21 protein-coding genes and 1 tRNA gene are annotated in these 25,951 nt (G+C 36.1%); 7 read left to right on the top strand and 15 right to left on the bottom strand.

What is annotated here, in order from left to right; translation table 11 throughout:
* Positions 1–13: 13 nt before the first annotated feature.
* The 3 genes from H0S70_RS04140 to H0S70_RS04130 form a co-directional block, all read right to left on the bottom strand.
* Positions 14–826, bottom strand: a complete 813-nt coding sequence (locus H0S70_RS04140) for an undecaprenyl-diphosphate phosphatase (RefSeq protein WP_088263693.1) — start codon at positions 824–826, stop codon at positions 14–16.
* Positions 827–916: 90 nt separating this feature from the next.
* On the bottom strand, positions 917–1,219 hold the full coding sequence (locus H0S70_RS04135; RefSeq protein ID WP_031504297.1) for a DUF3098 domain-containing protein: 303 nt from the start codon (positions 1,217–1,219) through the stop codon (positions 917–919).
* A 2-nt stretch (positions 1,220–1,221) separates the two neighbouring features.
* Positions 1,222–2,121, bottom strand: coding sequence for a cell division protein FtsX (locus H0S70_RS04130; RefSeq protein ID WP_088263692.1), 900 nt, complete (start codon positions 2,119–2,121; stop codon positions 1,222–1,224).
* A gap of 131 nt (positions 2,122–2,252) precedes the next feature.
* Here H0S70_RS04130 and rsmA point away from each other — a divergent pair, with 131 nt between their 5' ends.
* Complete coding sequence (gene rsmA / locus H0S70_RS04125) at positions 2,253–3,020, top strand: 16S rRNA (adenine(1518)-N(6)/adenine(1519)-N(6))-dimethyltransferase RsmA (protein ID WP_188321801.1); 768 nt, start codon at positions 2,253–2,255, stop codon at positions 3,018–3,020.
* On the opposite strand, the gene H0S70_RS04120 is transcribed toward rsmA, so the two are convergent.
* From H0S70_RS04120 to H0S70_RS04100, 5 genes are all read right to left on the bottom strand, one after another.
* Positions 3,017–3,568, bottom strand: a complete 552-nt coding sequence (locus H0S70_RS04120) for a DUF1003 domain-containing protein (RefSeq protein ID WP_123247710.1) — start codon at positions 3,566–3,568, stop codon at positions 3,017–3,019. The two genes, rsmA and H0S70_RS04120, sit on opposite strands and share 4 nt — an antisense overlap.
* Before the next feature lie 25 nt (positions 3,569–3,593).
* Positions 3,594–4,358, bottom strand: a complete 765-nt coding sequence (locus H0S70_RS04115; RefSeq protein WP_188321800.1) for a TIGR02757 family protein — start codon at positions 4,356–4,358, stop codon at positions 3,594–3,596.
* Positions 4,359–4,405: 47 nt separating this feature from the next.
* On the bottom strand, positions 4,406–5,320 hold the full coding sequence (locus tag H0S70_RS04110) for a ribonuclease Z (RefSeq protein WP_123904843.1): 915 nt from the start codon (positions 5,318–5,320) through the stop codon (positions 4,406–4,408).
* Positions 5,321–5,467: 147 nt separating this feature from the next.
* Positions 5,468–8,761, bottom strand: coding sequence for a cytochrome c biogenesis protein CcsA (gene ccsA, locus H0S70_RS04105; protein ID WP_188321799.1), 3,294 nt, complete (start codon positions 8,759–8,761; stop codon positions 5,468–5,470).
* Between the two features lie 136 nt (positions 8,762–8,897).
* A complete protein-coding gene (locus H0S70_RS04100; protein ID WP_123247714.1) occupies positions 8,898–9,548 on the bottom strand; it encodes a protein-L-isoaspartate(D-aspartate) O-methyltransferase in 651 nt (216 codons plus the stop codon).
* A gap of 121 nt (positions 9,549–9,669) precedes the next feature.
* Here H0S70_RS04100 and H0S70_RS04095 point away from each other — a divergent pair, with 121 nt between their 5' ends.
* The 5 genes from H0S70_RS04095 (at position 9,670) to H0S70_RS04075 (ending at position 14,157) form a co-directional block, all read left to right on the top strand.
* Positions 9,670–10,632: a Gfo/Idh/MocA family protein gene (locus tag H0S70_RS04095; protein WP_188321798.1), complete on the top strand. Its 963-nt coding sequence runs from the start codon at positions 9,670–9,672 to the stop codon at positions 10,630–10,632.
* Positions 10,633–10,634: 2 nt separating this feature from the next.
* Positions 10,635–11,513 (top strand): class A beta-lactamase, subclass A2, encoded by an 879-nt coding sequence (gene bla / locus H0S70_RS04090; RefSeq protein ID WP_188321797.1) that lies wholly within the window; start codon positions 10,635–10,637, stop codon positions 11,511–11,513.
* A gap of 63 nt (positions 11,514–11,576) precedes the next feature.
* Positions 11,577–12,467, top strand: coding sequence for a 3-hydroxybutyryl-CoA dehydrogenase (locus H0S70_RS04085; RefSeq protein ID WP_188321796.1), 891 nt, complete (start codon positions 11,577–11,579; stop codon positions 12,465–12,467).
* Positions 12,468–12,556: 89 nt separating this feature from the next.
* Complete coding sequence (locus H0S70_RS04080; RefSeq protein WP_188321795.1) at positions 12,557–13,879, top strand: hypothetical protein; 1,323 nt, start codon at positions 12,557–12,559, stop codon at positions 13,877–13,879.
* A gap of 38 nt (positions 13,880–13,917) precedes the next feature.
* Positions 13,918–14,157 carry a hypothetical protein gene (locus tag H0S70_RS04075; protein ID WP_031503638.1) on the top strand — a complete coding sequence of 80 codons (240 nt, stop codon included), beginning with the start codon at positions 13,918–13,920 and terminating at the stop codon, positions 14,155–14,157.
* 63 nt (positions 14,158–14,220) lie between these two features.
* On the opposite strand, the gene H0S70_RS04070 is transcribed toward H0S70_RS04075, so the two are convergent.
* From H0S70_RS04070 to H0S70_RS04050, 5 genes are all read right to left on the bottom strand, one after another.
* Positions 14,221–14,619 (bottom strand): META domain-containing protein, encoded by a 399-nt coding sequence (locus H0S70_RS04070; RefSeq protein ID WP_188321794.1) that lies wholly within the window; start codon positions 14,617–14,619, stop codon positions 14,221–14,223.
* 189 nt (positions 14,620–14,808) lie between these two features.
* Entirely contained in the window at positions 14,809–17,211 is a 2,403-nt protein-coding gene (gene pheT / locus H0S70_RS04065; RefSeq protein ID WP_188321793.1) for a phenylalanine--tRNA ligase subunit beta, read from the bottom strand.
* Between the two features lie 177 nt (positions 17,212–17,388).
* Complete coding sequence (gene dnaN, locus H0S70_RS04060; protein ID WP_031503636.1) at positions 17,389–18,519, bottom strand: DNA polymerase III subunit beta; 1,131 nt, start codon at positions 18,517–18,519, stop codon at positions 17,389–17,391.
* A gap of 170 nt (positions 18,520–18,689) precedes the next feature.
* On the bottom strand, positions 18,690–19,403 hold the full coding sequence (locus tag H0S70_RS04055; protein ID WP_123247529.1) for a DUF2490 domain-containing protein: 714 nt from the start codon (positions 19,401–19,403) through the stop codon (positions 18,690–18,692).
* A 32-nt stretch (positions 19,404–19,435) separates the two neighbouring features.
* Positions 19,436–21,244, bottom strand: a complete 1,809-nt coding sequence (locus H0S70_RS04050) for a TonB-dependent receptor (RefSeq protein WP_188321792.1) — start codon at positions 21,242–21,244, stop codon at positions 19,436–19,438.
* A gap of 392 nt (positions 21,245–21,636) precedes the next feature.
* Between H0S70_RS04050 and uvrA the strand changes: the two genes are divergently transcribed.
* Positions 21,637–24,423 (top strand): excinuclease ABC subunit UvrA, encoded by a 2,787-nt coding sequence (gene uvrA, locus H0S70_RS04045; RefSeq protein WP_188321791.1) that lies wholly within the window; start codon positions 21,637–21,639, stop codon positions 24,421–24,423.
* A 298-nt stretch (positions 24,424–24,721) separates the two neighbouring features.
* Here uvrA and H0S70_RS04040 read toward each other — a convergent pair.
* Positions 24,722–24,793 (bottom strand) — tRNA-Arg (locus H0S70_RS04040).
* A 74-nt stretch (positions 24,794–24,867) separates the two neighbouring features.
* Positions 24,868–25,884 (bottom strand): M28 family metallopeptidase, encoded by a 1,017-nt coding sequence (locus tag H0S70_RS04035; protein WP_188321790.1) that lies wholly within the window; start codon positions 25,882–25,884, stop codon positions 24,868–24,870.
* Positions 25,885–25,951 lie beyond the last annotated feature (67 nt).

Genomic DNA, 25,951 nt, shown 5'->3' with positions numbered 1-25,951 from the left:
GCTGCCCAAAAAATTATGCAAATTGTGTAAAATAAATCAACAAAACGATTCCAACGATGATTCGGTACCAACCCCACGGTTTGAAACCATATTTTGTTAAAACTCCTATGAAAAACTTGATTGCGATCACCGCAACCACGAATGCTACGACGTTTCCGACTAAAAATAACATTAGATTATCTCCTTGCATCAGCATTTCGTAGCCTTTTTGTTCTAATCCATTGTGGTTCCAATCTTTCAGGAAAATCGAATAAGTGGTTACCGCCAACATGGTAGGAACCGCGAGGAAAAATGAAAATTCTGCGGCTGCTTTTCGGGTGAGTTTTTGCTGCATTCCCCCGATGATGGAAGCGGCACTTCTGCTGGTTCCGGGCATCATCGCAAGACATTGCCAAAAGCCAATGATAATGGCACTTTTGTAGGAAATATCTTTCTCATCATCAACGATTGGCGTTTTGAATAATTTATCGATAAAGAGCAAAACTACTCCACCCAAAATGAGTACAATCGCGATGGGAACGGGATCGCCGAGAACAGCTTCAATTTTGTCATCAAATAGTTTTCCTAAAACCAAAGCCGGAACTACGGCAACCGCCAATTTTAAATAAAAATTAATGTTTTTGAAGTCGAAAAACTTTTTCCAGTATAAAAAAACTACCGCCAGAATCGCTCCAAACTGAATGGAAACCTGAAACATTTTCACAAATTCGTCTTCCTGAATTCCGAAGAGCGAACTGGTGAAAATCATGTGTGCAGTGGAAGAAACGGGAAGATATTCGGTTAAACCTTCGATAATGGCAATGATAATTGCTTTAATTAAATCCATTTTAAGGGAGTTGTTTTATTAAAAAAAATTTGTCAAAGCGCACCTTAAGTAAATATTGCTTTGACAAAGTTTGTTTATAAGAGATTAAATTTATTTGTTTCTTTTCAAAATCGCATAAACTTCTACCGCAAAACCAGCGATTACCAAAAGCGGTGCAATACGGATTCTGCGAATGGAGAAAATGTCTTCGTTCCAGGAATTGGGATCGTATTTCCCATCTACGGTATTGGCATCAGCTCCCATCATCAATAGAAAACCTACAATAATTAGCGCCAAACCAATCAGCATCCATTTATAGTTTTCTTTGCCGAAATAGAAACTATTTTCCTGAGAAACTTCTACTTCTTTTTGTCCGATATGATCAGCGGAGAAATTTTTATATTTTTTTGCCATTTTTAAGAATAATATAAGTCATCAACATTCGATCTTAAGAATCTCCAAGTTGCGAAAATTGTACTGATTACGGTAATAAGAACACCTAGAAGGAAAATGCCGACCACCAAAATAATCAACTGATTATTGTCTTGGGCAAATGGAGTTCCGATTTCGGTGATGAAATAATACCAAGCTCCGAAAAGGACTGCCAAACCAAGGACTGCACCGATGATTCCTAATATTACAGCTTCTTTGATAAACGGCTTTAAGATAAATCTGCGTTTGGCTCCAACCAACTGCATCGTCTTGATAATAAATCGTTTAGAGAATATTTTCAGCCTGATTGAATTGTTGATAAGGACCACTGCCAAAATCAAAAACAAGATCGAAAATCCTAAAATCCACTTCAAAATATTATTGAGATTATTATAAACTTCGACCATTAAAGTGCTGTTGTTTTTCACATCTACAATTCCTGGTGTAGCTTTGATTTGTTTAATGGCTTCATCGATTTTTACAGGATCTACATATTCAGGTCTCAATGCGATTTCCACTGATGACGGGAAAATATTCTCTTCGAAAAGTGCGCTGCTTTCAATTCCCATACTTTTTTTAGCTTCTTGGGCAGCCATTTCGCGGCTGATGTAAGTTGCACGTTTCACGGGAGTTAAACCTTGAATTTTCTTGAAAGCTTCAGCTTCTCTTTTTACAATTTTTACTGAATCTTTAGCATCATAATTTTCATCAAAATAAGCATTCACTACCAATTGTTCCTTGATATAATCGGAATATTTTTGAGCATTGATGAGGATTAGCCCCATTAATCCTAATAAAAATAATACCAGCGCAATACTAATCACTACCGTAATATTGCTTGAGCGAAGCCGTCTCTTGTTAAAATCTTCAACTGTCTTTGCCATTAAATAAAAAATTTCTGCTAAAATAGAAAAAAACTTCCGTAATTTGCGGAGAATCCTAGAAAATCGGTGTTAAAAAAAACATAAAGGAAATCTTCCGCACACCGCATTTACATTAATTGAATATTGAATTTATGAGCGTTAGAGCAAAAAAACATCTCGGTCAACATTTTCTCACAGACGAAAATATTGCACAGAAAATCGTAGAAGGATTGAGTTTGGAAAATTATAAGAAAATTCTGGAAGTTGGTCCGGGAATGGGTGTTCTCACCAAATATCTTTTGGAGAAAGATGCTGAAGTTTTCGTGGCAGAAATCGATGCGGAATCTGTCGATTATTTGAAAAACCACTATCCAAAATTGCAGGAAAACCATTTCACTGGCGATTTCCTGAAGATCAACATTGCGGAAACCTTTGGTGATCAGGTTGCGGTTATTGGGAATTTTCCTTACAATATTTCGTCTCAAATTTTATTTAAAATCATCGACTTCTACGAAAATGTACCGGAAATGGTCGGAATGTTTCAGAAAGAAGTTGCGGAAAGAACTGCAGCGGTTCCGCGAACAAAAGATTATGGAATTTTATCGGTTTTGGTACAGGCGCTTTATGACGTGAAATATTTATTTACCGTTCACGAAAATGTCTTCAATCCGCCTCCAAAAGTAAAATCTGGAGTTATTCGATTAACCCGAAACCCTAAATCCGGATTGGCAGGAAACGAAATTCTGTTCAAGCAAATCGTAAAAGCAGGTTTTAATCAAAGACGAAAAAAACTCTCAAATTCTTTAAAGGTTTTAGAAATTCCGGAATCGCTGAAAAATCATCCTTTTTTGGATCAGCGGGCGGAAGAACTTTCGGTTGAAGATTTTATATCATTTACCCAGGAATGGAAAAACGCCTAATTTTCAGGCGTTTTTTGTTCTGTATTTTCATCATTTTTTTTCAAATCTTCGAGTTGTTCTTGCAGATTTGAAATCACACCCCGAAGTGCTTTGATATCGTTTTTGTTGGACGAAACATTGCTTTTTAGCATCACATTTCTTGCTTTTTCGCTGTGGTCGTCCTCATCTTCATCTTCGGCAATATCTTCGATATCTTCCTGGATATCATCAATATCCTCGCTGATTTCTTCGATATCTTCGCTGATTTCCTCAATGTCATCCTGAATTTCTTCAATATCTTCGCGGATATCTTCGATATGTTCCTGACTTCTGTTCACCGACATCTGAATGAAAATGGCAAGATAAATAGCTTCCAAAGATAAAACGGTGGTTAAAACGAGCAACATTTTATCAACGCTCACAATCCCAAAAACCGGCAATAGAAATGCTGTGATAAAAACCAACGTATGTGCGACGAGTGAAGGAACAGAACCGATCCACCACATAATTTTATCTGTCACTTTCTCAAGGAACAGAATATTCCTTTCTCTTAATTCTTTTCGGCTCATATTTTTTAAATTTATGCAAAATTACTTAAAAATCTTTCGAAACACCTAAACCAAACAGCGCAAAGTCGTATTTTGCGGGATCTTCCGCATTAAGTTTCCGTAATATCAAGTCCAATTCTTCAACGGCTTTCCAATCATTTTGTTTTCTTCGAAGTAAATTTAGTTTTCTTGAAATATTTCCCGTATGTACATCCAAAGGAATGGAAAGATATTTCTGATCCAGGTTTTCCCAAGTCCCAAAATCAACACCTTTTCGATCTTTCCGAACCATCCAACGAAGAAACATCATTAATCTTTTTGCGGAAGAATTTTTATACGTTGAACTTACGTGTTTATGGCTTCTATGAATCGTTTCACCAAGAAACTGACTTCTGAATCGTTCCAACGCGTGGTAAAAATTATGCTCATTTTCTTTCATTAAAAACAAATTTTCCAAGCTGTCATTTTCCTGATAAATTCTCTTCAAATTCAAAATAAATTCCCGAAAATCTTCTCCGGTGAAAGTTCTGTGAATGCTTTTTCCTTCAAGAAGATCCAAATCTTTCCGTGTAACATTTTTCACAAAATCGAAAGGAGAATGATCCATAAAACTCATCATTTTTTCGGCATCATTGATGATCGATTTTCGGTTTCCCCAAGAAATGGTTGCCGCCAAAAATCCCGCGATTTCGATGTCTTGTTTCGAAGAAAAACCGTGCGGAATCTGAATTGGATCCTGTTCGATAAACTCCGGATTGTTGTAGAAATCGGCTTTTTCGTCGAGGAAAATTTTTAATTCATCAAAATTCATTGCTAAGAAAATGATTGGTTTGACGATTAAATTTCAATTAAAAAAAATTAAATTTTAATCGGTTCTAATGCTTTTGGCAAAAACGAATTGGGGAAAACTTCTCTTGCCTCGTCGGTGAAAACATTTAAATCGTGATATCGGTTGGAGAAATGTCCTAAGATCAATTTCCCAACGTTGGCTTTTCTGGCGATTCGGGCTGCTTCCAAAGCGGTTGTATGTCCGGTATAATCAGCCATTTCCTTTAAATCGTGAAGAAAAGTAGATTCGTGATATAAAACATCTACGTTTTCAATTATCGGCAAAATAGTTTCCAAATATCGAGTATCACTGCAGAACGCATAGGAAACAGATTTGCTGGGTTCCGTGGTGAGAATCTCGTTTTTCAGAACATAACCATCACTCAAAATAAAATCTTTCCCGAGTTTTAAGTTGTGATAATCGCAGGTTTCAATTTCGGGATATTTTGCAATTTCATGCATATTGAGATGGCGTTCTTTGGGCTTCTCGCGGAAGAGATATCCGTTGCAATAAATCCTGTGATCAAGGGGAATGGTGTACACTTCTACTCGATTATCTTCGTAAATTTTCTCGGAATTTTTACTTTCGAGCTCGTGATATATCACCTCAAAACCTTTGTGTGTTTCGGTAATTTTGAAAATGGTTTCCAGCATTTCCTTAATTCCTTTCGGACCATAAACGTGAAGCGGAGTTTCCCTACCTAAAAGTCTGAAAGAAGCAATGAGTCCTGGCAAACCAAAACAATGGTCACCATGAAGGTGCGAAATAAAGATATGGTTGATTTTAGAAAATCTTGCTTTTGCTTTTCGCAACTGAACTTGTGTACCCTCGCCACAATCGATTAAAAATGCACGTTCTTCCATTTCTAGGAACTGAGCCGTGGGAGAAGAATTCACCGTAGGAATTGCCGAATTAAAACCGAGAATGGTAAGATAAGTACTCAAACTGTTGGGTGGTGGGTTTAGATGTTATTGAATTTCAAATACAAATCTAATGAATATTTGCTGAAATTAAGCAATAGCATTAGTTTTAAAAAAATAGAAAAAAAATCCCGAAAAGAAATTCGGGATTTTATAATAATTTAAAGTTTATTATTTCTTTAATTTTTTAAATCTAAAATAAGAAACGACTGCTAAAATCAACATGGTTGATAAACCGATGTAGACCCAAGCCGGAACCGGAACCGGGTCTCCTGCAGCGTAAGAGTGCAATCCGCTCAGGTAATAATTCACACCGAAGTAGGTCATTACCATTGAACAAAAGGCAAACATCGTAGCAACGTGGAATGCCCATCTGCTTCGTAAACCAGGAACCAATCTCATGTGCAAAACGAAAGCATAAACCATGATGGAAATGAATGCCCAAGTTTCTTTCGGATCCCAGCTCCAATATCTTCCCCACGATTCATTTGCCCAAATTCCGCCCAAGAAATTTCCAACGGTTAATGCGAAAAGTCCGATGGTTAAAGACATTTCTGAAACGATGGTTAATTCTTTAATTGTCGTATCGTGGTGAATTTTGTATAAATTTTTACTTGAAATAATGTAAAATAGCAAAGTAATTACCGCGATAATCATCGACAAAGCGAAGAAACCATAACTTGAGGTAATAATTGCCACGTGAATGATCAACCAGTATGATTTTAGTACCGGAACGAGCGGAGTAATCTGCGGATCGAGAGCGGAACCACCGTGCGCAAATCCCATCATAATTACTGCAACCATAAATCCCGCAGCAGGAATCAAAGCGTTTGAATTTCTATAAAGGAATAATCCCGCAGAAATCCCTACCCAAGAGATGAAAATAATCGCCTCGTAACCGTTGCTCCAAGGCGCGTGACCCGACATGTACCATCTTGCAATAAGTCCAAGGAAATGAGCAAAATATCCGATACAACCGATTGCAATAATGGCTTTAATAGTGATATTCAAAATTTTGCTTGGTTTGAATAAATCTACAAATCCTAAAATAAGCAATAAACCACCGATAATGGTGTAGAAAATAAGGAGTTTAAAGTAGATATTCAATTGGTTCATGAAAACTTCTACATCAACTTTCGATTGCGAAGGAATGACGTTTTTTCCCCAAGTTTTCTGATAATCTTTTAGCTTGCTCAGTTCCGTATCCGCTTTTGACCAATTTCCGGTTTGCTGAGCTTCCAAAACACTTGAAAAATAAGGTCCCATTACTTTTTGGGAAGCTTCATCTGGTTCGAAATTTTGGTCCAGCCAAGAATGCCAAGTGTTGTTCGGATCATTTTGAACCGGAACAATTCTCATAAACTGGCCACTGAAAAATTCGTTGAATGCCTGAACTCTATCATTCAAATCGATTACGGCTAAATCATATTTGCTTTGTTCCGCCGGTTTTTTTCTGAAAGCTGCTTGATAATCTGCTTCCAAAACATAGTGCAACTGCCCTGTTTCGTCGGCCGGAAACATATTCATTAAAGATGTATAGCCGTCTTCGTTGGCTTTTACTTTCTTTTTCAATTCGTCACCACCGTTAATTACTTTAATTAAAGGAACCATGGTCCAGCTTGGTGTATCCGTATTGATCGACAAAAACCATTGGTTTGCTGTTAATTTTTTGCCATCGCTGCCTCGGAATTCATCTCTTTTATAAAGTTTTCGAAGAACATCTAGCGCTTGAGTATTCATAGGAACAATCCGACCTTCGTAATTCTGAACCAAAAGATACCCGAATTTGTCCGCATGTTCTTTTGAAATACGGTTTCTCGAAATAATTTCGTCCGCTGAAATCATTTTTGGAGATTTCAAAGCAAAAGAATTGGCGGTTTTTTTCGGTGCAGGTTCTTCCATTAAAAGAGCATCTGCATTGCCGTGGTTGTGTCCGTCGTTTGCGGAATGGGTTTGTTTTCCGGAGCCATCTGTTCCGTGCGTATCGATTTCTTGCGCGCTGAAATGTAGACTTAATAAAAGCAATAAAACCGTAGCAATTCTTTTCTTATTCACCGATTTCAAATTTTCATTAAGTTTCCAGAAGTGAGTACCTTTCCAAAAGAAAGTTACGAACATTCCTAAAAACAAGAAAGCATATCCGATATACGAGATCAAAGTTCCCCAGAAATCGTGGTTCACAGAAAGTACGGTTCCTTTCCTATCCGGATCGAAACTTGCCTGGAAAAATCGGTAACCGCCATGATTTAAAACGTGATTCATATAGATTTTATAAGGCGTTTGTTTGCCTTCGTCGATAATCTGAACATGGCTTTCATAAGCACTTGGCGATGAACTTCCAGGGTATGTTTCCATCACGAATTTATCCAATTTCAAAGAGAAAGGCGTGTTGTAAACTTTCGGGCCGAAACCAAGCATCACATTCATCCCATCAATAGCGATTTGCTTGAAAGCATTTGGGTTTCCTTTTTCAACAGAAAGATCCACGATTTGCTTCGTTTTCGGACCTTGAACTTCTACCGTCAATTGATCCGGAACGTCTTTATCTTTCTTTCTATCACCTTCATAAGCGATGAGTTTTCCCTTCTTCAAACCTTCAGGAACAACCAGTTTCAGTTCGTTTACGGTGTAAAGACTTCTCAAAGCCAATGGTTGAAATTCATCTTTTTTCGTAGTTCCTGTTGCTTGGGTTGCCATCGTCATGAAATTGGCATCAACAGGTGTTTTGATCATTAATTTTCCATTATCATTTCGGAATTCTACCGCACCTTCAATCGCTCGGTTGTACGTTACCAACGTTCCGTTAATCGATTTGGCTTCACCCGGTTTGATGTAATAGTTCTCGCGTCCGGTATTTCCCGTTGAAACTACATGTAAATATTCGGTTCCATTATTATCAGCTATTAAACTGTCCTTTTTTCTCTGAATATATTGCAATTGCTTTACATTGATTTGCTTTCCGTGGAAATCATAACCCGCTTTGAAGGTCTTACCAAAGAGTTTAGCAATCCATGTTGATTTTTTTGCTTCATCGGAAATCATTGTAAATGGTACATCTTGATAATTTAAGATATCTCCTTTTTCTTCAATTTGAATTTTAAAATAATTCTTATCGGTAATTACTTCATTTGAAGTTTCTCCTTCACGGATGTGCATAATGCCTTCGTAGCTTATGTATCGCGTGATTGCACCACCAATGAAAAGCAAAATAAATGAAAGGTGAAACACCAAAACCGGCCATTTTTCGCGACGAAGAAGACGATATCTGGAAATATTCCCAATGAAATTTAAAATAAGGAGAAACATGATGGCTTCAAACCATTTTGCTTCGTAAATTAGGGCTTTTGCGGCAGGAGTACCAAAATCGTTTTCCAGGAAAGTTGCATACGCCATCGAAATAGCAAAAACGAGCAACAAAACCGCCATGGTACGCGTCGAAATAAGGATGTCTTGGATTTTTTTCATTTTTTTGAAACTATCAGATTATATCAAAATTCAAATAGTTGCAAAAATACATTAGTTATTCTTAATAACCGAATTTGAAGGATGTTATTTATCAGTTTCTAAAAACTTCACTTCAAAAAAAAACCGTTGAAACCAACTACTGATTGGTATTATTGAGCATTGGTACAAATTTATACGCTCCGAACTCTTCCTTTATAAACTCTTTTTCAGATTTTTTGGTAAATCTGGTTAGGATTTGTTCCTCCGTTTTTCCCAACGGAATTACCATCATCCCTCCTACTTTCAACTGATGAAGCAATTCTGTCGGCAAAATTTCCGCACCGCAAGTCACCAAAATTTTATCAAAAGGAGCGAAAGTCGGCAAACCGGCAAAACCATCGCCGAAACTCTGAAATTTCGGTCTTAAATGCAAATCACGCAGTTTCTTTTGCGAGAAATCATGCAGTTCCTTTTGTCTTTCAATGGTGTAGACCAACGCATTCATCGCCACTAAAACCGCAGTTTGATAACCGCAACCTGTACCGATTTCCAATACTTTATCTTTCTCTTTTAAGTGTAGCAATTCGCTTTGTTCCGCCACGGTCGAAGGATGAGAAATTGTTTGTTTCGCCAAAATCGGAAATGCGCGATCTTCGTAAGCGAAATCCTCAAAAATACTTTCCAAAAAAAGATGTCGTGGTACTTCATTCATCGCTCTTAAAACATTTTCATCGGAAATCCCGATTTTCTCACGAAGATATTCCACCAAAATTTTTCTTTTTCCTTTATGTAAAAACGTATCCTGCATGTCACAAAAATAGGAATTTTAGTTGATTTTTTCGCGTCGAACGTCATTGGAAATTAAAAAAGCATATACTCCCAACTCTCAACTGACAACTAATTATTATCTTTGGAAAAATTAATTTTCTATGCTAAAAGCAGGTTTAGTTGGTGCGGGACATCTCGGCAAAGTCCATTTAAGATTATTAAATCAGTCGGAAAAATATGAATTGGTAGGTTTTTACGACGCAGATCAGGAAAACGGAAAAAAAATTGAAGCTGAATTCGGATATAGATATTTCGAGGATTTCGATGAATTATTGAAAGAAATCGACATGTTGGACATCGTAACGCCCACCGTTTATCATTACGATTATGCGATGAAAGCGATAGAAAATCATAAACATTTTTTTATTGAAAAACCGGTTACGCAGACTTTGGAACAAGCAGAAGAAATTCTTTATAAATGTAGAGAATTCGGCATCAAAGCGCAAGTTGGACATGTTGAAAGATACAATCCTGCGTTTATCGGTTCGAAGGATTTTATTAAAGATCCAATGTTTATTGAAATTCATCGTTTGGCGGAATTTAATCCGCGAGGAACGGATGTTTCTGTAGTTTTGGATTTAATGATTCACGATTTGGATATATTGCTTTCTATTGTAAAATCTAAGGTGAAAAACATTCATGCAAGTGGAGTTTGCGTAGTTTCTAAAACGCCGGATATATGTAACGCCAGAATTGAGTTCGAAAACGGTTGTGTAGCGAATTTGACCACTTCTAGAATTTCGATGAAAGCGATGCGAAAATCAAGGTTTTTCCAACAAGATGCTTACATTTCCGTTGATTTCTTGGAGAAAAAAGCAGAAGTTATCAGAATGAAAGAAGCGCCTGAAAATCCAAGTGATTTCGACATGATCATTGAAAATGCAGAAGGCGAAAAAAACCAAATTATTTTTGAATATCCAAACATTCAACCGAACAATGCTATTTTAGACGAATTAGAAAGTTTTGCTGATGCGATTAATGAAAATCGAGAAGTAGAAGTTTCTTTAGAAGACGGAACAGAAGCTTTGAAAGTGGCTTTGGAAATTATGAAGTTGATTAGTTAAAAATGAAAAAACTCGCCATATTATTTCTACTCTTTTCAATTTTCAGTTTCGCTCAAAAAGCAGAACTGAAAAAGGAAATTTCTAAAATTACCGAAGGTAAAAAAGCTACCGTTGCTGTTTCTGTAAAAGGAATCTACTTCCCGTTTGAATTTAATAATGAGAATTCAAGAAAAAAATTACCACTACTGAGTGTTTTCAAGTTTCATATTGCGCTTGCAACTTTGGATATGGTAGATAAGGGACGATTGAATTTAAACCAAAAAATCTTTATTAAAAAAGAAGATTTGCACGAAAAAACTTGGAGTCCGCTCAGAGAAAAATTTCCAAATGGAAATTATGAAATGACGCTTTCCGAACTACTAAAATATATGGTGGCAAATAGCGATAATAATGCGACCGATAAAATACTGAACGTAATTGGAGGCACGCAAATCGTGCAAAATTTTATTGATTCGAAGAAAATCAAAGATTTTCAAATTCGAGTGAATGAGGAAAGAATGAACAGCGCCGACTGGAAAAGTATGTATGAAAATTGGTCGACGACAGAATCATTGGTGAAGTCGCTCATAAAATTTGATAAAGCCAAAATTCTCCCAAAAACTTCACGAGATTTATTGATGAATATAATGCTCGGAACTACAACCGGAACCAATAAAATCGTGGAACAACTCCCAAAAGGAACACCTGTAGCACACAGAACTGGATCTTCCGGAAAAATTGACGGACTAACAGTTGCCGAAAACGATATCGCGATCATTACCCTTCCTAACGGAAAAAAGTATGCAATTGCAGTTCTCGTTTCGGATTCTAGGGAGTCTTATGAAGTAAATTGCAAAATGATTTCCGATATTTCGAAAACGGTTTGGAGTCATCTCAATTAAGCAGCGAAACCTTGACAAGGTTAATTTAACAAGCTTGTATTTAAAAATAAAAAAATAGCACTAATGAAAAACATCGTCGTAATTGGCGCCGGAACAATGGGAAACGGAATTGCCCATACTTTTGCGCAAACAGGTTTTAAGGTAAATTTGGTAGATGTTTCAGAGGAAGCCCTACAAAAAGGAATTTCTACAATTTCTAAAAATCTTGACAGAATTATCGCCAAAGGAAATCTTACGGAAGAACAAAAAGCAGAAACTCTTGGAAATATTACCTCGTTTACTCAACTTTCTGAAGCCTGCGGAAATGCAGATTTAATCGTAGAAGCAGCAACCGAAAACCAAGATTTGAAGCTGAAAATTTTCAAACAAATGGACGAGTTAGCGCCGGAAAACTGCATTTTGGCTACCAATACTTCATCAATTTCTATCACGAAAATTGCAGCAGCTACAAAACGCCCAGAGAAAGTAATCGGAATGCACTTTATGAATCCGGTTCCGATTATGAAATTGGTAGAAATCATCAAAGGCTACACTACTTCGAAAGAAACTTTTGATTCGATTTTTGAAATGTCTAAAACATTAGGAAAAGTTCCTGTAGAAGTGAATGATTATCCAGGTTTTGTGGCCAACAGAATTCTAATGCCAATGATTAATGAAGCGATTGAAACACTTTACAACGGAGTTGCAGGTGTAGAAGAAATTGATACGGTAATGAAATTGGGAATGGCTCATCCAATGGGACCATTGCAATTGGCAGATTTCATAGGATTAGACGTTTGTTTAGCAATTCTAAATGTAATGTATGATGGTTTCAAAAATCCTAAATATGCTCCAAATCCGCTATTGGTAAACATGGTTATGGCTGGAAAATTAGGCGTGAAATCTGGTGAAGGTTTCTACGATTATTCCGAGTCTAAAAAAGCAGAGAAAGTAGCGAAAATGTTCCAACGATAATTCTGAACCTCAAAAATTCTTTCGCTAATTCAGCTATTGATGCAGATTTTTAGTAATAATCTGTAAATTTGTTGAATTAGCGATTTTTTATGCGAAATAGAACTCAAGAAAAATTTTTGCAAATTTCCATCTTCATCCTAACTTTAGTGATGATCATTTTGCGGTTTTTGCTTAATGAAAAAGGACGCGTAAATCCCGACTCGCTCCGATTTATGAGAACGGCGGAAGTTTTCCCGGTTATTGATAATACAACGACGCCACTTGGTTATCCTTTGAGCTTAAAATTTTTTACGATTTTTGGTTTGGATTTGTTTTGGGCAAGTAAACTCATAGGAATTCTCTCTTATCTTTTCATCGTTTATTTTGCTTGGAAAAAAAGATTTTATTTAAAAGAAACCATTCTTGTGGGCGGGCTTTTCAGCTATATTTCAATATTTTCTTACACGATGAGCGAATCCCTTATTTTGCCAATTGTTTTTCTTTTTCTTTATGCTGGAAGGCAGATCATCATAGGCGAACTCACCGGTTTTAAGGCTTTTTTCTATCTAAGTTTATCACTACTTGTACTTTACAATATCCGTTATCCTGCCCTTTTTATGATTGGTGCGGTCTTTCTTTATGGCGTTTTAAATTATCGAAAATCTTACGGTAAAACCTTTATTTATTCAGCTTTCGTAGGTTTTGGATATGTGGTGTTGTATAAATTTCTTTTCATCGATTATTTTAATGATGACTATATCGATGAATTTTTAGAAATCGGGCTTCATCCAACATCAAAATTATTGATAGAGCTGGTTCAGGGAATGGCGACCACATTCAACCCGTTCATTCACATTGCAAATCCAGCGGGCGGAATCATCAATTACGGAATCTACGGAATTGGTTTGTTGAATATTCTGTTGATCGGTTTTATTTTCATTAAAAATAAACTTTCAGAAACGGAACGATTTTTTGTTTTCGTAGGAATTATTGGGATTATTTGTTCGTTTTTTATACAATATTTTTATTCCGTAAATCCAATTGATTATCGCTTAATGGCTCCATTTTCGTTCCCAATCTGGTTGGTTTATTTCAGAAAAATGTATCAAATTTTTGGAAAATTCACTTATGGCATTACCATTTTAAGTTTAATGACCGGTATTATATTCACTTGGCTTTCCCGAGGAAATTATCTTGAAAACCGACGAGAAATTACCAAATTCTTGAAATCTGAAAATTTGGAAGAAGGAAGAATTAATTTCTTTATGGAAGATGAAAAGTTACTAGATAAAATGCAAATTGCCGAATTGATAAGCACCGTAAACCCTAATGTAAAGGTAACTTTCAAACCAAAAGATACGCTTCAGAACAATACCCTGACCAAATATAAAGTTTTAAGAAAAATTAAAATTGACAAGAATAAATATCAATAATATTTTTTATCTTTGAAAAAGTTTAAACATTAGAAAAAATGAAATTACCAAAATTTTTATTAGCCGACAATTCAGATTTTCCTGAAGATTTATTTGTTGTTCACACGGAATATCCTAGATTTATCCTAAACGTAGAAGAAGAGGAGGTTGAATGGTTGGATGATTTGGAAGGTGATGACGAGGAAACTATGGCCGATGAAGCGACCAAAGTGGTTGAAGCAGCCTTCAAATGGTGCGATGACGAACTCGCTAAATATGACGAAGAAGACGACGAATAATAAAGAAACAAAAAAAGGAACTCAATCGGGTTCCTTTTTTTTGCTATTATTTTAATCGAAAAATTATTGTTTACTGAATTTCAGAAGCAGCAAATTTCCTTTGTACAGCTCTAATGTATTGCCGTTTACGACATATTTATTTGCCTCACTCAACATACTGAAAAAATTAGATTCTGCAGACATATCAGCGCATGCCATTTTGGTGGAAGCAATATTTTTTGCTGAAAAGTTGCCCGCTGTGGCATCCAAAAGAACTTCACCGAAATAACTGTTGCAACCTCCGTTTCCGGTGATTTTATCTGTTTCTATATTCAATGTAGGCGTTTTACCTTTCACTTGCTCCGCCAAAATCCATTTCGTTCCTGCTATATTCGCCTGAGAACCTCCAACTTTAGTGCTCGAAAGCGAAGAACAAGATGCTAAAGCTGCGGCTGCAAATATTGATAAAAAAATGTTTTTCATAAGTATAAATCTTTATATTAGATGATATTTCGCTGTCGCCTGATTTATTTTTAAATAATCACGACGCATTTTTATTGATTCAAATTTAAGTAATATAATTTACCCAGCCTTCGTAATAGAAAAATTTTGCTCCTCAAAACAAAAAAAAAGCATCTCAAAAGAAGATGCTTTCTGTTTCGTAAACCTTTTCTATGACCTTAGTTCTGCAGAAAATTCTTTTTGGAACATGTTGATTAGGGAGTTCATCACTTCGCTAATTTCTTTATCTTCCAACGTTTTTTCTTCGTTTAAAAGTTCAAAACTCAATGCGTAAGATTTCTTGCCTTCCGCAAGATTCTTGCCTTCGTAAACATCAAAAAGATTGATGTTTTTCAAGTATTTCGAAGGATTTTTCTTCGCTGCCTGATACAATTCGGAATAAGTGATATTTTTATCAATCAATAAAGCAAGATCTCTTCGGATTTTATTGAATTTTGGAATATCGACGAATTTTAAATTTCCATGAGAACGAAGTTTTTGACAAGCTTCAATTTCAATTTCAGCGTAGAAACACTCCTGATCGATATCTGCATCTTTCAAAAATTCCGGAGAAACTTTACCCAATCTTGCGATCACTTCTCCTTTTGAAATCAATTGCAAAGCATCAGAAAAACGCTCATCTTCCAGTGCTTTTTCTTCAATGTTTAAATTCAATTTGTCCAAAAGAACTTTAACATAAGATTTTAAATAGTAAAAATCGGTTGCAGATTTCGATTGGATCCAATTTTCCGCGACATTTCTTCCCGAAACCAAAATCGCAAGTTGCTTTCTTTCCGTGTATTTTTCTTTTTTATGATAAATTTTTCCGAGCTCGAAAAATTTAATATCCTGATTTTTTCTTTTAATATTATAATCCGCATTTGCCAAAAGTCCTTCCAACAAAGACTTTCTCATGAAAGCCAAATCGCCACTCAACGGATTGAGCAATTTCACGGCATCGGTTTCATCTTTCACAGAAGTAAGGGAATTATTCATCACCTCGTTAAAACCATTGCTTTGTAAAGTTCTCGCCCAAGAATTTTCGAGAGCGTCTTGATCATCAAAACTCAATTTCACTGGTGTAAAAGAGATTTTTTTTGGTACATCAATCTTGTTGTAACCATAGATTCTTAAAATTTCTTCAATTACATCGATTTCTCTGGTAACATCTGCACGATAAGGTGGAACTGAAATTTCTAAACCATTTTGAATTTCGTTTAAAACTTCAATTTCAAGAGATTTCAGAATTTCTTTGATTTTTTCTTTATGAATTTTGGTTCCTAAAATTTGTTCAACTTTAGAAAATCTTAAAATAATATAATTGTGCTCAATTTTTTGAGGGAAATGTTCCAACAACTCCCCTTTCAAAGCTCCTCCGGCAATTTCCTGAATCATTGAAATCGCGTGACTGATTGCGATTTTGGTTTGATTCGGGTCTACTCCACGCTCGAAACGGAAGGAAGCGTCGGTGTTTAAACCGTGATATTTCGCTCCTTTTCGAACAGCAACAGGATTGAAATATGCACTTTCGAGGAAAATGGTTTTCGTGTTTTTGGAAACTCCCGAATTCAATCCGCCAAAAACTCCAGCGATGCACAAAGGCACGTTGTTTCCGTCTTTAATCATGATTTCTGTTCCATTCAAAGTTCTTTCAACACCATCCAAAGTAGTGAATTTTGTTCCCTCTGCATTTACCCCAACTCTTACTTTCTTTCCTGCAATTTTATCAGCATCAAAAGCATGAAGAGGTTGTCCTAATCCATGCAAAATATAATTGGTAATGTCGACAATATTGTTGATTGGGCTTAATCCAATGGCTTTCAAGCGCTGTTTCAACCAATCCGGAGAATCAGCTACCTGCACGTTTTCGATTACTGCACCAATATATCTTGGAGCTAATTCTGAATCCTCTACTTCCAGCTGAAAATCGGTTGCTCCTTCGATATTTAAAGTTTTCGAAGTGATTTTTTCGAATTGCGATTTCATTTGGTTTGAAACCAAAAATGCATTCAAATCTCTAGCAACTCCATAATGCGACATCGCGTCAGTTCGGTTCGGAGTCAAACCAATTTCGTAAACTTCATCAGTAGCAAGGTCAAAATAATCTGCAAAATTTTTCCCAATTTCGAATTTGTTTTCATCCAAAATCATGATTCCGCCGTGATCATCGCTCAACCCTAACTCATCTTCCGAACAGATCATTCCTTGAGAAACTTCTCCACGTATTTTTGCTTCTTTGATCGCAAATGAACTTCCGTCTTTGGCATATATTTTCGTTCCGATTACAGCTACAGGAACGGTTTGTCCGGCTGCAACGTTCGGTGCACCACAAACGATATTCAATATTTTTCCGCTTCCTACATCTACAGTGGTTTTCTTTAATTTATCAGCATTAGGGTGTTGTTCGCAAGTCAAAACTTTTCCTACGACAATTCCTTCCAGGCTTCCTTTTACGGATTCATATTTTTCGATTCCTTCTACTTCCAAACCAATATCGGTAAGATATTCTCCTATTTTATCAGATTTTAATTCGGTTTTGATGTAATCCTTGAGCCAGTTGTTTGAGATTTTCATTTGATTTTCCTATTTATTTTGAGGATAAATGTGCCTTTCGGTTTCTTGAAATTTGGGGTAATGATGTTATATCGTCGTACCCCGATAATTTTGCAAATATCGTGTTTTTGGAGTTTAAAAAAAAATTGAGATCTGAAAAATTTCAAATCTCAATTCATAATTTTTTTTAATTAAATCTTACATTCCGATTACCGGCATTGAAAGCATTAAAATATTTTCTTCAGCTTCTAAACCATCAACCGGCTCGATAATTCCCGGTCTGTTCGGTTGCGACATTTTCATGGTAATATCATCAGAACTCAATACAGAAAGCATTTCTGTAAGGAATTTGGAACTAAACCCAATATTGATATCTTCCCCATTGTAATCACAAGGAATTTGCATATCCGCCTTGTTTGCATACTCTGTATCTTCCGCATGAAGGTGAAGAATGTTTCCGGACAACTTAAATCTCACTTGGTTGGTAGATTTGTTGGACATAATGGAAGCTCTTCGGATCGAACTTAAAAGTAAATTTCTGTTAATGGTCAACACGTTTGGATTTTCTTTTGGAATTACCGCAGAATAATTCGGATATTTTCCATCGATTAATCTACATATCCAAATATTGTTTCCAAAAGTGAACTTCGCCATATTTTCATTAAATTCAATGATTACTTCATCATTAGAATTTGCTAGAATATTTTTGAAAATTGCCAAAGGTTTTTTCGGCATGATGAACTCAATAGGTTCAGCATTGATCAAATCGGTTCTTTTATAAACGACTAATCTGTGCGAATCTGTGGAAACAAAGTTGGTTTCATCTTCTTTAAATTGAAACAGAACGCCAGTCATCACCGGTCTAAGGGAATCATTACTTGTTGCGAAAAGTGTATTGGTAAGTGCTTCACTTAATACACCTGCAGAAATTTTCACACTTTGGGCAGCGTCGAATTCGGGTAATTCTGGGTAATCTTCCGCGTTATCCAATGCCACTGCGAAATTGTCTTTTTCATCTAGAATTTCTAATAAACTTCCATTTCCATCTTCAGAATCCTTTACGGATAATGTTAAAGGCTGTTCTCCATAAGTTTTTACAAAATCCTGAAAAATCTTTGCAGGAACGGCAAATTTTCCGGTCTCGTCAGATTTTACTTCCAAAGTCGTTACCAAAGTGGTTTCGCCATCGGACGCGGTAATTTTCAAATTATTTCCATCAACTTCGAACAGGTAATTTTCTAAAATTGGTCTTGACTGAGAACTTGAAATCACTCCACTTACCGTGTTCAATGCTTTCTGTAACTCTCCGCTTGCAACAATAAATTTCATTTGTTATGTTATTTTATCGGTAAAAATGGAACTGCAATTGTGTAAAATCCCCTTTTAATTCCATACAGTTTCATTTATTTTTTATTATTTTGACAAATATATGAATTTGGTACAAAAAAAGTGTCAAACTTTTTCATTAAAAAAACTAAATGCTGCAAAAGTTATCAACATTAATCAGCTCCTGGAAAATTATAAGATTTATCGTCGGAACCATCAATGGTGATATTCAGAGCGAGATATAGAAAATGCAGGTTTTTGTTGCCCGATTTCGCGAATTCTCTTTGCCAGAGGTAGCCGCTCGCGATTCCGAAATTCTCATCAATCTGATAACCAAAGCCTCCAAAAACACGATTTCTGGCAAAAAGAGGTTTCTCGGTTGCTACAAAAAATACTTCATCATAAGCGTTCACAAAGAGCGTTCCTGGTTTTACAGATTCGGAATTAAGCGGAACCGAAACGTTCATTCTGTAACGAAAACGGATTCGATCGGAATGCTGGTCTTTCTTTGGTTCATAAAACCAACTTTTCTCAGCTCTTATTCGGTTTTCAAATTTAAATTTATTAACTTTTAAATCAATCACATCTTGTAACCAAATTCGGAATTCCTCTTTATCCATCGCATGATTTTTGTAGTTTCCGTAACGGCCAATTCCTACAAAAGGTTTATGATTTGGTGTTAAATTATAACCTATTCCACCTTTTATTTCGTAATAATCCGGATAAGAATAGTCTTCAATTCCACGCATTTGTCCTTCACCATAAATGAAAAACTTTGGATGTATTTTATAGGTAATCGTTACGGAGTTAAAACTGGAAATATGCTCCTGACCGAAAATCGGGGAAAATATCGCTAAAAGGAGCATCAATAATAATATTTTTTTCATCTTTTTAAAAACGTAAAAATAAACAAAACTTATTAAAAACCAGTTTTGAAACTTACTCCGATATGAAACCACCGACCAGGCATCGGAACACCGAATGTTTCAGTATATTCAGTATCTAGAATATTGTTTACCATAATATAAATATTGTAATTTTTGGCATCATAACTCAATTTTTCATCCAGAATTTGATAACTTCCTGTCGAAACTCTTTCATTATATCGGTAAATCAATTGGTTTGTAAATTTTTTCAAGAAGAAAACTTCTAATTTAGCCACAAACTGATGTTTTAAATTTTCCATCACATACCGCGACAACAAGCCGGTTGGTTGCTCGTAGTTACTTTCTAAAAAAGTATAGCCCACAGAATATGATTTTAGGAAGGAATTAAAATGTTGAGCCAATTCCACTTCTACACCTTTAGTCTTGATTTTACCGATGTTTTCAGCACGCCAAATATCGTTTGCATTTTGCTTTGACCAATCGATGGAATTATCTGAATCCCTTAAAAATCCACTGATTTTTCCCAGAAAACTCTGCTTTTGAAATCGGTATCCAATTTCAGCTGACACTGCATTTTCGGGCTTCAAATTGGGATTTCCCGCTTCAGTCTTGCTCACATAATATAAATCGGTAAACGTTGGAATTCTGTTAACTTTTGCAATATTTCCATAGATTTTATGATGTTCACTAAAATCAAATCCTAGGTCCAAACCTGGATAAAAGAAATTGCCTTCCGTATCATAATTTGCCCACGAAATTCCGGGTGAAATATTCAATTTATTTTCAAGAAAAGAAAAATGATGTTCAAAAAAAACTTGTGTCACAAACCTTTCGCGATGTCCCAAATTGTTACTGGCAAGGAATTCTTTGCGAAGTTCCAATCCCAAACCGGTCGTTCCTAAATCGGATCGGTAACTTCCATTTAGCTCGGCTCCCAAATTGTTTCCAATGTGCATATTTCGATCATTTTCTGGTTTATTGCGGATATATTCGTACATATCTTGTCCTCTTCGCCAATAAACTGCAGAATTTAATCCCCATTTTTCGTAATTTTTATCAATTCCTAAACTCACAATTGAAGCTTGCGTTTCTTCGTACTGATCTTTTGCGGCAGGTGTTGCATAAAAACCATTCGCTCCGAACTTTTTCTCCTGAATTCCGGCCTGAAAGTTCACATTTCCATTTTCGATTTTGTATCGGTTTTGGTAAAAAATATTGTTGATTTTGTAATCAGTATTGTAGCGGTAACCATCAGAACTGCTCGAATTTACCTGAATAAAATTTGAAGAACGTGTATTTCCAAAATTAGCCCCAACTCCTAAAGAATAGGTTTTGAAATCTCCGCCACTTGCCGTAAAAACGATATTCTCATCGGAAGAAGGTTTGGTGATAATATTAATAACTCCTGCATAAGCATTTTGCCCAAAACGACGTGCAGCAGGACCTTTCACGATTTCTATTTTTTCCACAGAAGCTAAATCAAAGGGAATATTCATAGAATTATGGCCGGTTTGCGAATCATTAATTCTAATTCCATTTACCAAAATCAAAACCTGCTCGAAACTGCTTCCACGAACAGAAATATCGGCTTGAACTCCATTTGCTCCTCTTTTTCGAATATCCATTCCGGTGAATTGTGCCAAAACTTCTTCGATGCTTTTCGCAGGAGAATTTTCCAATTCTTGTTTGGAAATTACAGTGATATTTTCATTCACCTTTTTCAGTGGAAGATTCAGAAATTTTCCTTGCACCGTAATTTCGCTAATCTCACTTTCCTTTTCCTGCGCCGAAAACATTCCAATTACTCCCAAAAACAGAACGGAACAAACTAGTTTTTTCATTTACGATATATTTTTATAGATTTATTTGAATTAATGATAAATATTCTTTAGAAAAAAACATCAAGCATAATTATGTTTATACTAAAAAATAGTGGCAAATATAAACACTTATTCTCGTCACAAAAAAGCTTTTCTGTAATATTTAATTCATTTAAAAACGAATAAAATACAGCTTAAAAAACTGTATGTCGTAAATATCTGAAAGCCAAAAATTTTGGCTTTTTTTAATTAATAGTGCAATGAAATAATTAGATAATTAATTGATGATTTCACTACTTAATTCTTAATGCAGAAAAATAATATTTTGGTGGGAAATCTCCTGATACTTAAAATGAAAGTCTATGAAAGTTTCTGAGCAAAAAACCGTATTTTTGTAGGTCTCAATTTTACCTATGACTAAAAATCCAGAAATCGATATTAAAAAGGAAATTTTCGTTAAGAACGCACATCTTAACAACCTGAAACACATCGATGTTCTTCTTCCGAAGAATAAATTAATTGTGATTACGGGCGTTTCCGGGAGCGGAAAATCTTCATTGGCTTTCGACACCATTTATGCCGAAGGACAGCGCAGATATGTAGAAAGTTTAAGTTCTTATGCACGACAATTTCTTGGAAAATTGGAAAAGCCGAAGGTGGACGACATCAAAGGTTTGGCGCCTTCAATCGCGATTCAGCAAAAGGTAATTTCCTCTAATCCGCGTTCAACCGTCGGAACTTCCACTGAAGTTTACGATTACCTGAAGTTGCTCTTCGCGAGAATTGGAAGAACTTTTTCGCCAATATCCGGTCGGGAAGTGAAGAAAGATTCGGTTTCTGATGTGATCGATTTCATTAAGAACAATGAAAACCAAACTTTTCTACTGAGAAACCCATTGAATTTTGACCTTTCCAAATTTAATGAGCAACTGAAAACGCTAAAATTATCAGGTTTTACAAGAATTGAAGTCAATGGAAATGTTGCCGGAATTGAAGATCTTGAGAGTTTCGGATTTGTTCCTGAAAAAGACATGGAAATTCAGCTGGTGATTGATCGTTTTCGGTATGAAGATGATGAAAATTTCTTGCAAAGACTTGCCGACTCTATTCAAATGGCGTTTTACGAAGGTCATGGTTATTGCTCATTGAAAAATATCGAAACCGGAAAAATCACCGAATTTTCAAATAAATTTGAGTTGGACGGAATGACTTTCATGGAACCCAATGTTCATTTTTTTAGTTTCAATAATCCTTATGGTGCTTGTCCGGAATGTGAAGGCTACGGAAAAGTCGTTGGAATTGATGAAGATTTGGTGATTCCCAACAAGAACCTATCGGTTTATGAGGACGCAGTGGCCAGTTGGAAAGGTGAATCCATGAGCGATTGGAAGAAAGAATTCATTAAAAAAGCAGGAACGCAATTTCCTATTCATAAACCCTATCATCAACTTAGTAAAGAGCAGAGAAACTTTCTCTGGAAAGGCGATAACTCCAGAAATTTCCCCTCGATCAACAACTTCTTCAAAATGGTGGAGGAAAATCTTTACAAAATTCAATATCGCGTGATGCTTTCCCGATTTCGAGGAAAAACCATTTGCCCGACTTGCGAAGGATTGAGATTGCGCCAGGAAACGCAGTACGTGAAGATTGATGGACATAATATTCAGGATATGATCGAGCTTCCGTTGGATGAATTGTTGCCATTAGTGAAATCATTAAAATTGAACAAGCACGACGCGGAAATCGCAAAACGGTTGCTTTACGAAATCACGACTCGACTCGAATTTTTAGACAAAGTTGGCTTAGGATATCTCACGCTCAACCGAACTTCTAACACCCTTTCCGGTGGCGAAAGTCAACGGATTAATCTTGCAACATCTTTGGGAAGTTCCTTAGTTGGTTCCATTTATATTCTGGATGAACCGTCGATTGGATTGCACTCTAGGGATACTGAGAATTTAATAGAAGTTTTGAAAAATCTTCGGGATTTGGGGAATACTGTGATTGTGGTAGAACATGACGAAGACGTGATGAAAGCTGCTGATTATATCATCGATATTGGTCCGGAAGCCGGCTATCTCGGCGGTGAGCTAGTTTTTGCTGGAGATTTCAAAGAATTGAAAAATTCAGATTCACTTACCGCTCAATATTTAACAGAAAAATTAGAAATTAAGGTTCCTGAAAAACGACGAAAAGCAAAGGAATTTATTCAAATAAAAGGTGCGCGACAAAACAATCTGAAAAACATCGATGTCAATATTCCATTGGAAAGTTTGGTCGTGATTTCGGGAGTTTCGGGAAGTGGAAAATCAACATTGATGAAGGAAATTCTCACGAACGACATTCAAATTCAATTGGGAATGGGCGGAAAAAAAGCCGATTACGATTCGGTGGAATTTCCTAAAAAACTCATCAAAAATATAGAACTGATTGATCAAAATCCCATCGGAAAATCTTCGCGATCCAATCCTGTAACCTATTTGAAGGCCTACGACGATATTAGGGATCTTTTTTCCAAACAAAAACTCGCGAAATTGCAAGGTTTGAAACCAAAACATTTTTCGTTCAACGTTGATGGTGGAAGATGCGATGAATGCAAGGGCGAAGGCGTAATCAACGTTTCGATGCAGTTTATGGCTGATATCGAATTGGAATGCGAAACTTGCCACGGAACGCGCTTCAAAAACGAAATTCTTGAAATCAAATTTGATGAAAAAAACATTTCAGATGTCCTCCACATGACCGTGGATGAAGCATTGGAATTTTTCAGCGAAAACGACGAGCAGAAAATTGTGACCAAACTGAAACCGCTGCAGGAAGTAGGTTTGGGATATCTTCAACTCGGGCAAAGCTCTTCTACTCTTTCTGGCGGTGAAGCTCAAAGGGTGAAACTAGCTTCTTTCCTTGTGAAGGGTGTTTCCAACGATAAAACACTTTTCATTTTCGATGAACCTTCTACTGGTTTGCATTTTCACGACATTAATAAATTACTGACTTCCCTTCAAGCTTTGATCGAATTGGGACATTCGGTGATTGTTATTGAGCATCAACCCGACATCATCAAATCTGCAGATAACATCATCGACATCGGTCCGGAAGCAGGAAAACACGGTGGTGAGGTGGTTTTTGCAGGAACTCCGGAAGATTTAATTAAGGATAAAAAATCACATACGGCGAAATATTTAAAGGAAAAACTGTAAAATAATGATGATTTAACATTCAATTTAGGTACTTTATCCACAAAAAAATGTGAATAAAAAGTGTTTTTTAACATTTAGTTTACATTACTTATTAAAAATTGTATTAAATTTACTATGAAAATAAGAGAGAATGAAGACTTTTTTCTATTTCAACATTCACAGAAATACCATTAAATTGATATAAAAATTTAAGAGAAGCATCGTCGGCTTCTCTTTTTTGTTGTTGTCTAACTAAAAAATGAGATGTTTTTATCTATTGAATCCGTTGCTAAACAGCGGATTCTCTTATTTCCGGAAGTGACTCCACCAAGAATCGAACTTGGATCTAAAGTTTAGGAAACTTCTATTCTATCCGTTGAACTATGGAGCCGACGATCAAATGTACAAAAAACAAAAACTCCGCTGCAAAGGCAACCAAGTAATTATTTTGGATCTTGAGATTTTCTACTGATTTTTTTTATCGACCACAATTCTATCTTTTCTATTTGCCAATTCCCAGGCAGTTGCGAAAACAAGCGAAGCACGTTTCTGAAGCGCTTCATAATCAATCTTGTCAGCGTCATCGGTTGGCTGATGGTAATCTTCATGAATTCCGTCGAAGAAAAAAGCTACCGGAACGCCGTTTTTGGCAAAATTATAATGATCGGAACGGTAATACAATCTTTGCGGATCTTTTGGATCGTCATATTTATAATTTAGCTCCATTTGGGTTACTTTATTATTGGCTTCCACATTGATTTTCTTTAAATCTGAACTCAACATTTCGGAGCCAATTACATACACATAATTTTTCCCACAATTCTCGGAATCACATCTTCCTATCATATCGATATTAAGATTAGCTACGGTATTTGCCATCGGGAAAATCGGGTTTTCAGCATAAAATTTTGATCCCAACAATCCATGTTCTTCGCCGGTTACATGAAGAAAGAGTATCGATCTTTTCGGTCCATGTCCCGATTTTTTCGCATTCTGGAAAGCTTTTGCAATTTGCATTACCGCAACAGTTCCACTTCCATCGTCATCAGCTCCGTTGAAAACCACACCATTTTTGGTTCCTACATGATCGTAATGTGCAGAAACCACGATGATTTCTTCGGGTTTTTCTGTTCCTTTGATAAAAGCCAAAATATTTTCAGAATCTGGCAAACCACGCCCTCTTCCTGTATTCAAACTAGCTGCAGGAATTTTTTGGTAATAAGAATTCATTCGATCTGGATGAGAAATACCCATTTCCACATATTGTTTAATCATGTATTCGCCGGCTTTTTTCTGTCCTGGACTTCCGGTATCGCGACCTCCCATTTCGTCGGAAGCAATCACATAAAGATTTTTCTTTAAATCCTGTTGCGAAATAGTTTCTAATGATTGTTTAAATACTTTACCATCATAAGAATAGTTCACAGAAGCACAACTGCTAAGCATCACCACCGAAAATAGCGGAAGAAAAAGGTTTTTCATAATTATTTTTTTGAAGTTTAAAAGTAACAAATAAATTTTAAAACAAATCTTAAAGTTTATTTTTAAA

It is taken from the genome of Chryseobacterium manosquense (assembly GCF_014623485.1).
Classification (GTDB): Bacteria; Bacteroidota; Bacteroidia; order Flavobacteriales; family Weeksellaceae; genus Kaistella; species Kaistella haifensis.
The sequence above is the reverse complement of the archived record's forward strand: the minus strand, read 5'-3'. Positions and strand labels throughout refer to the sequence as shown.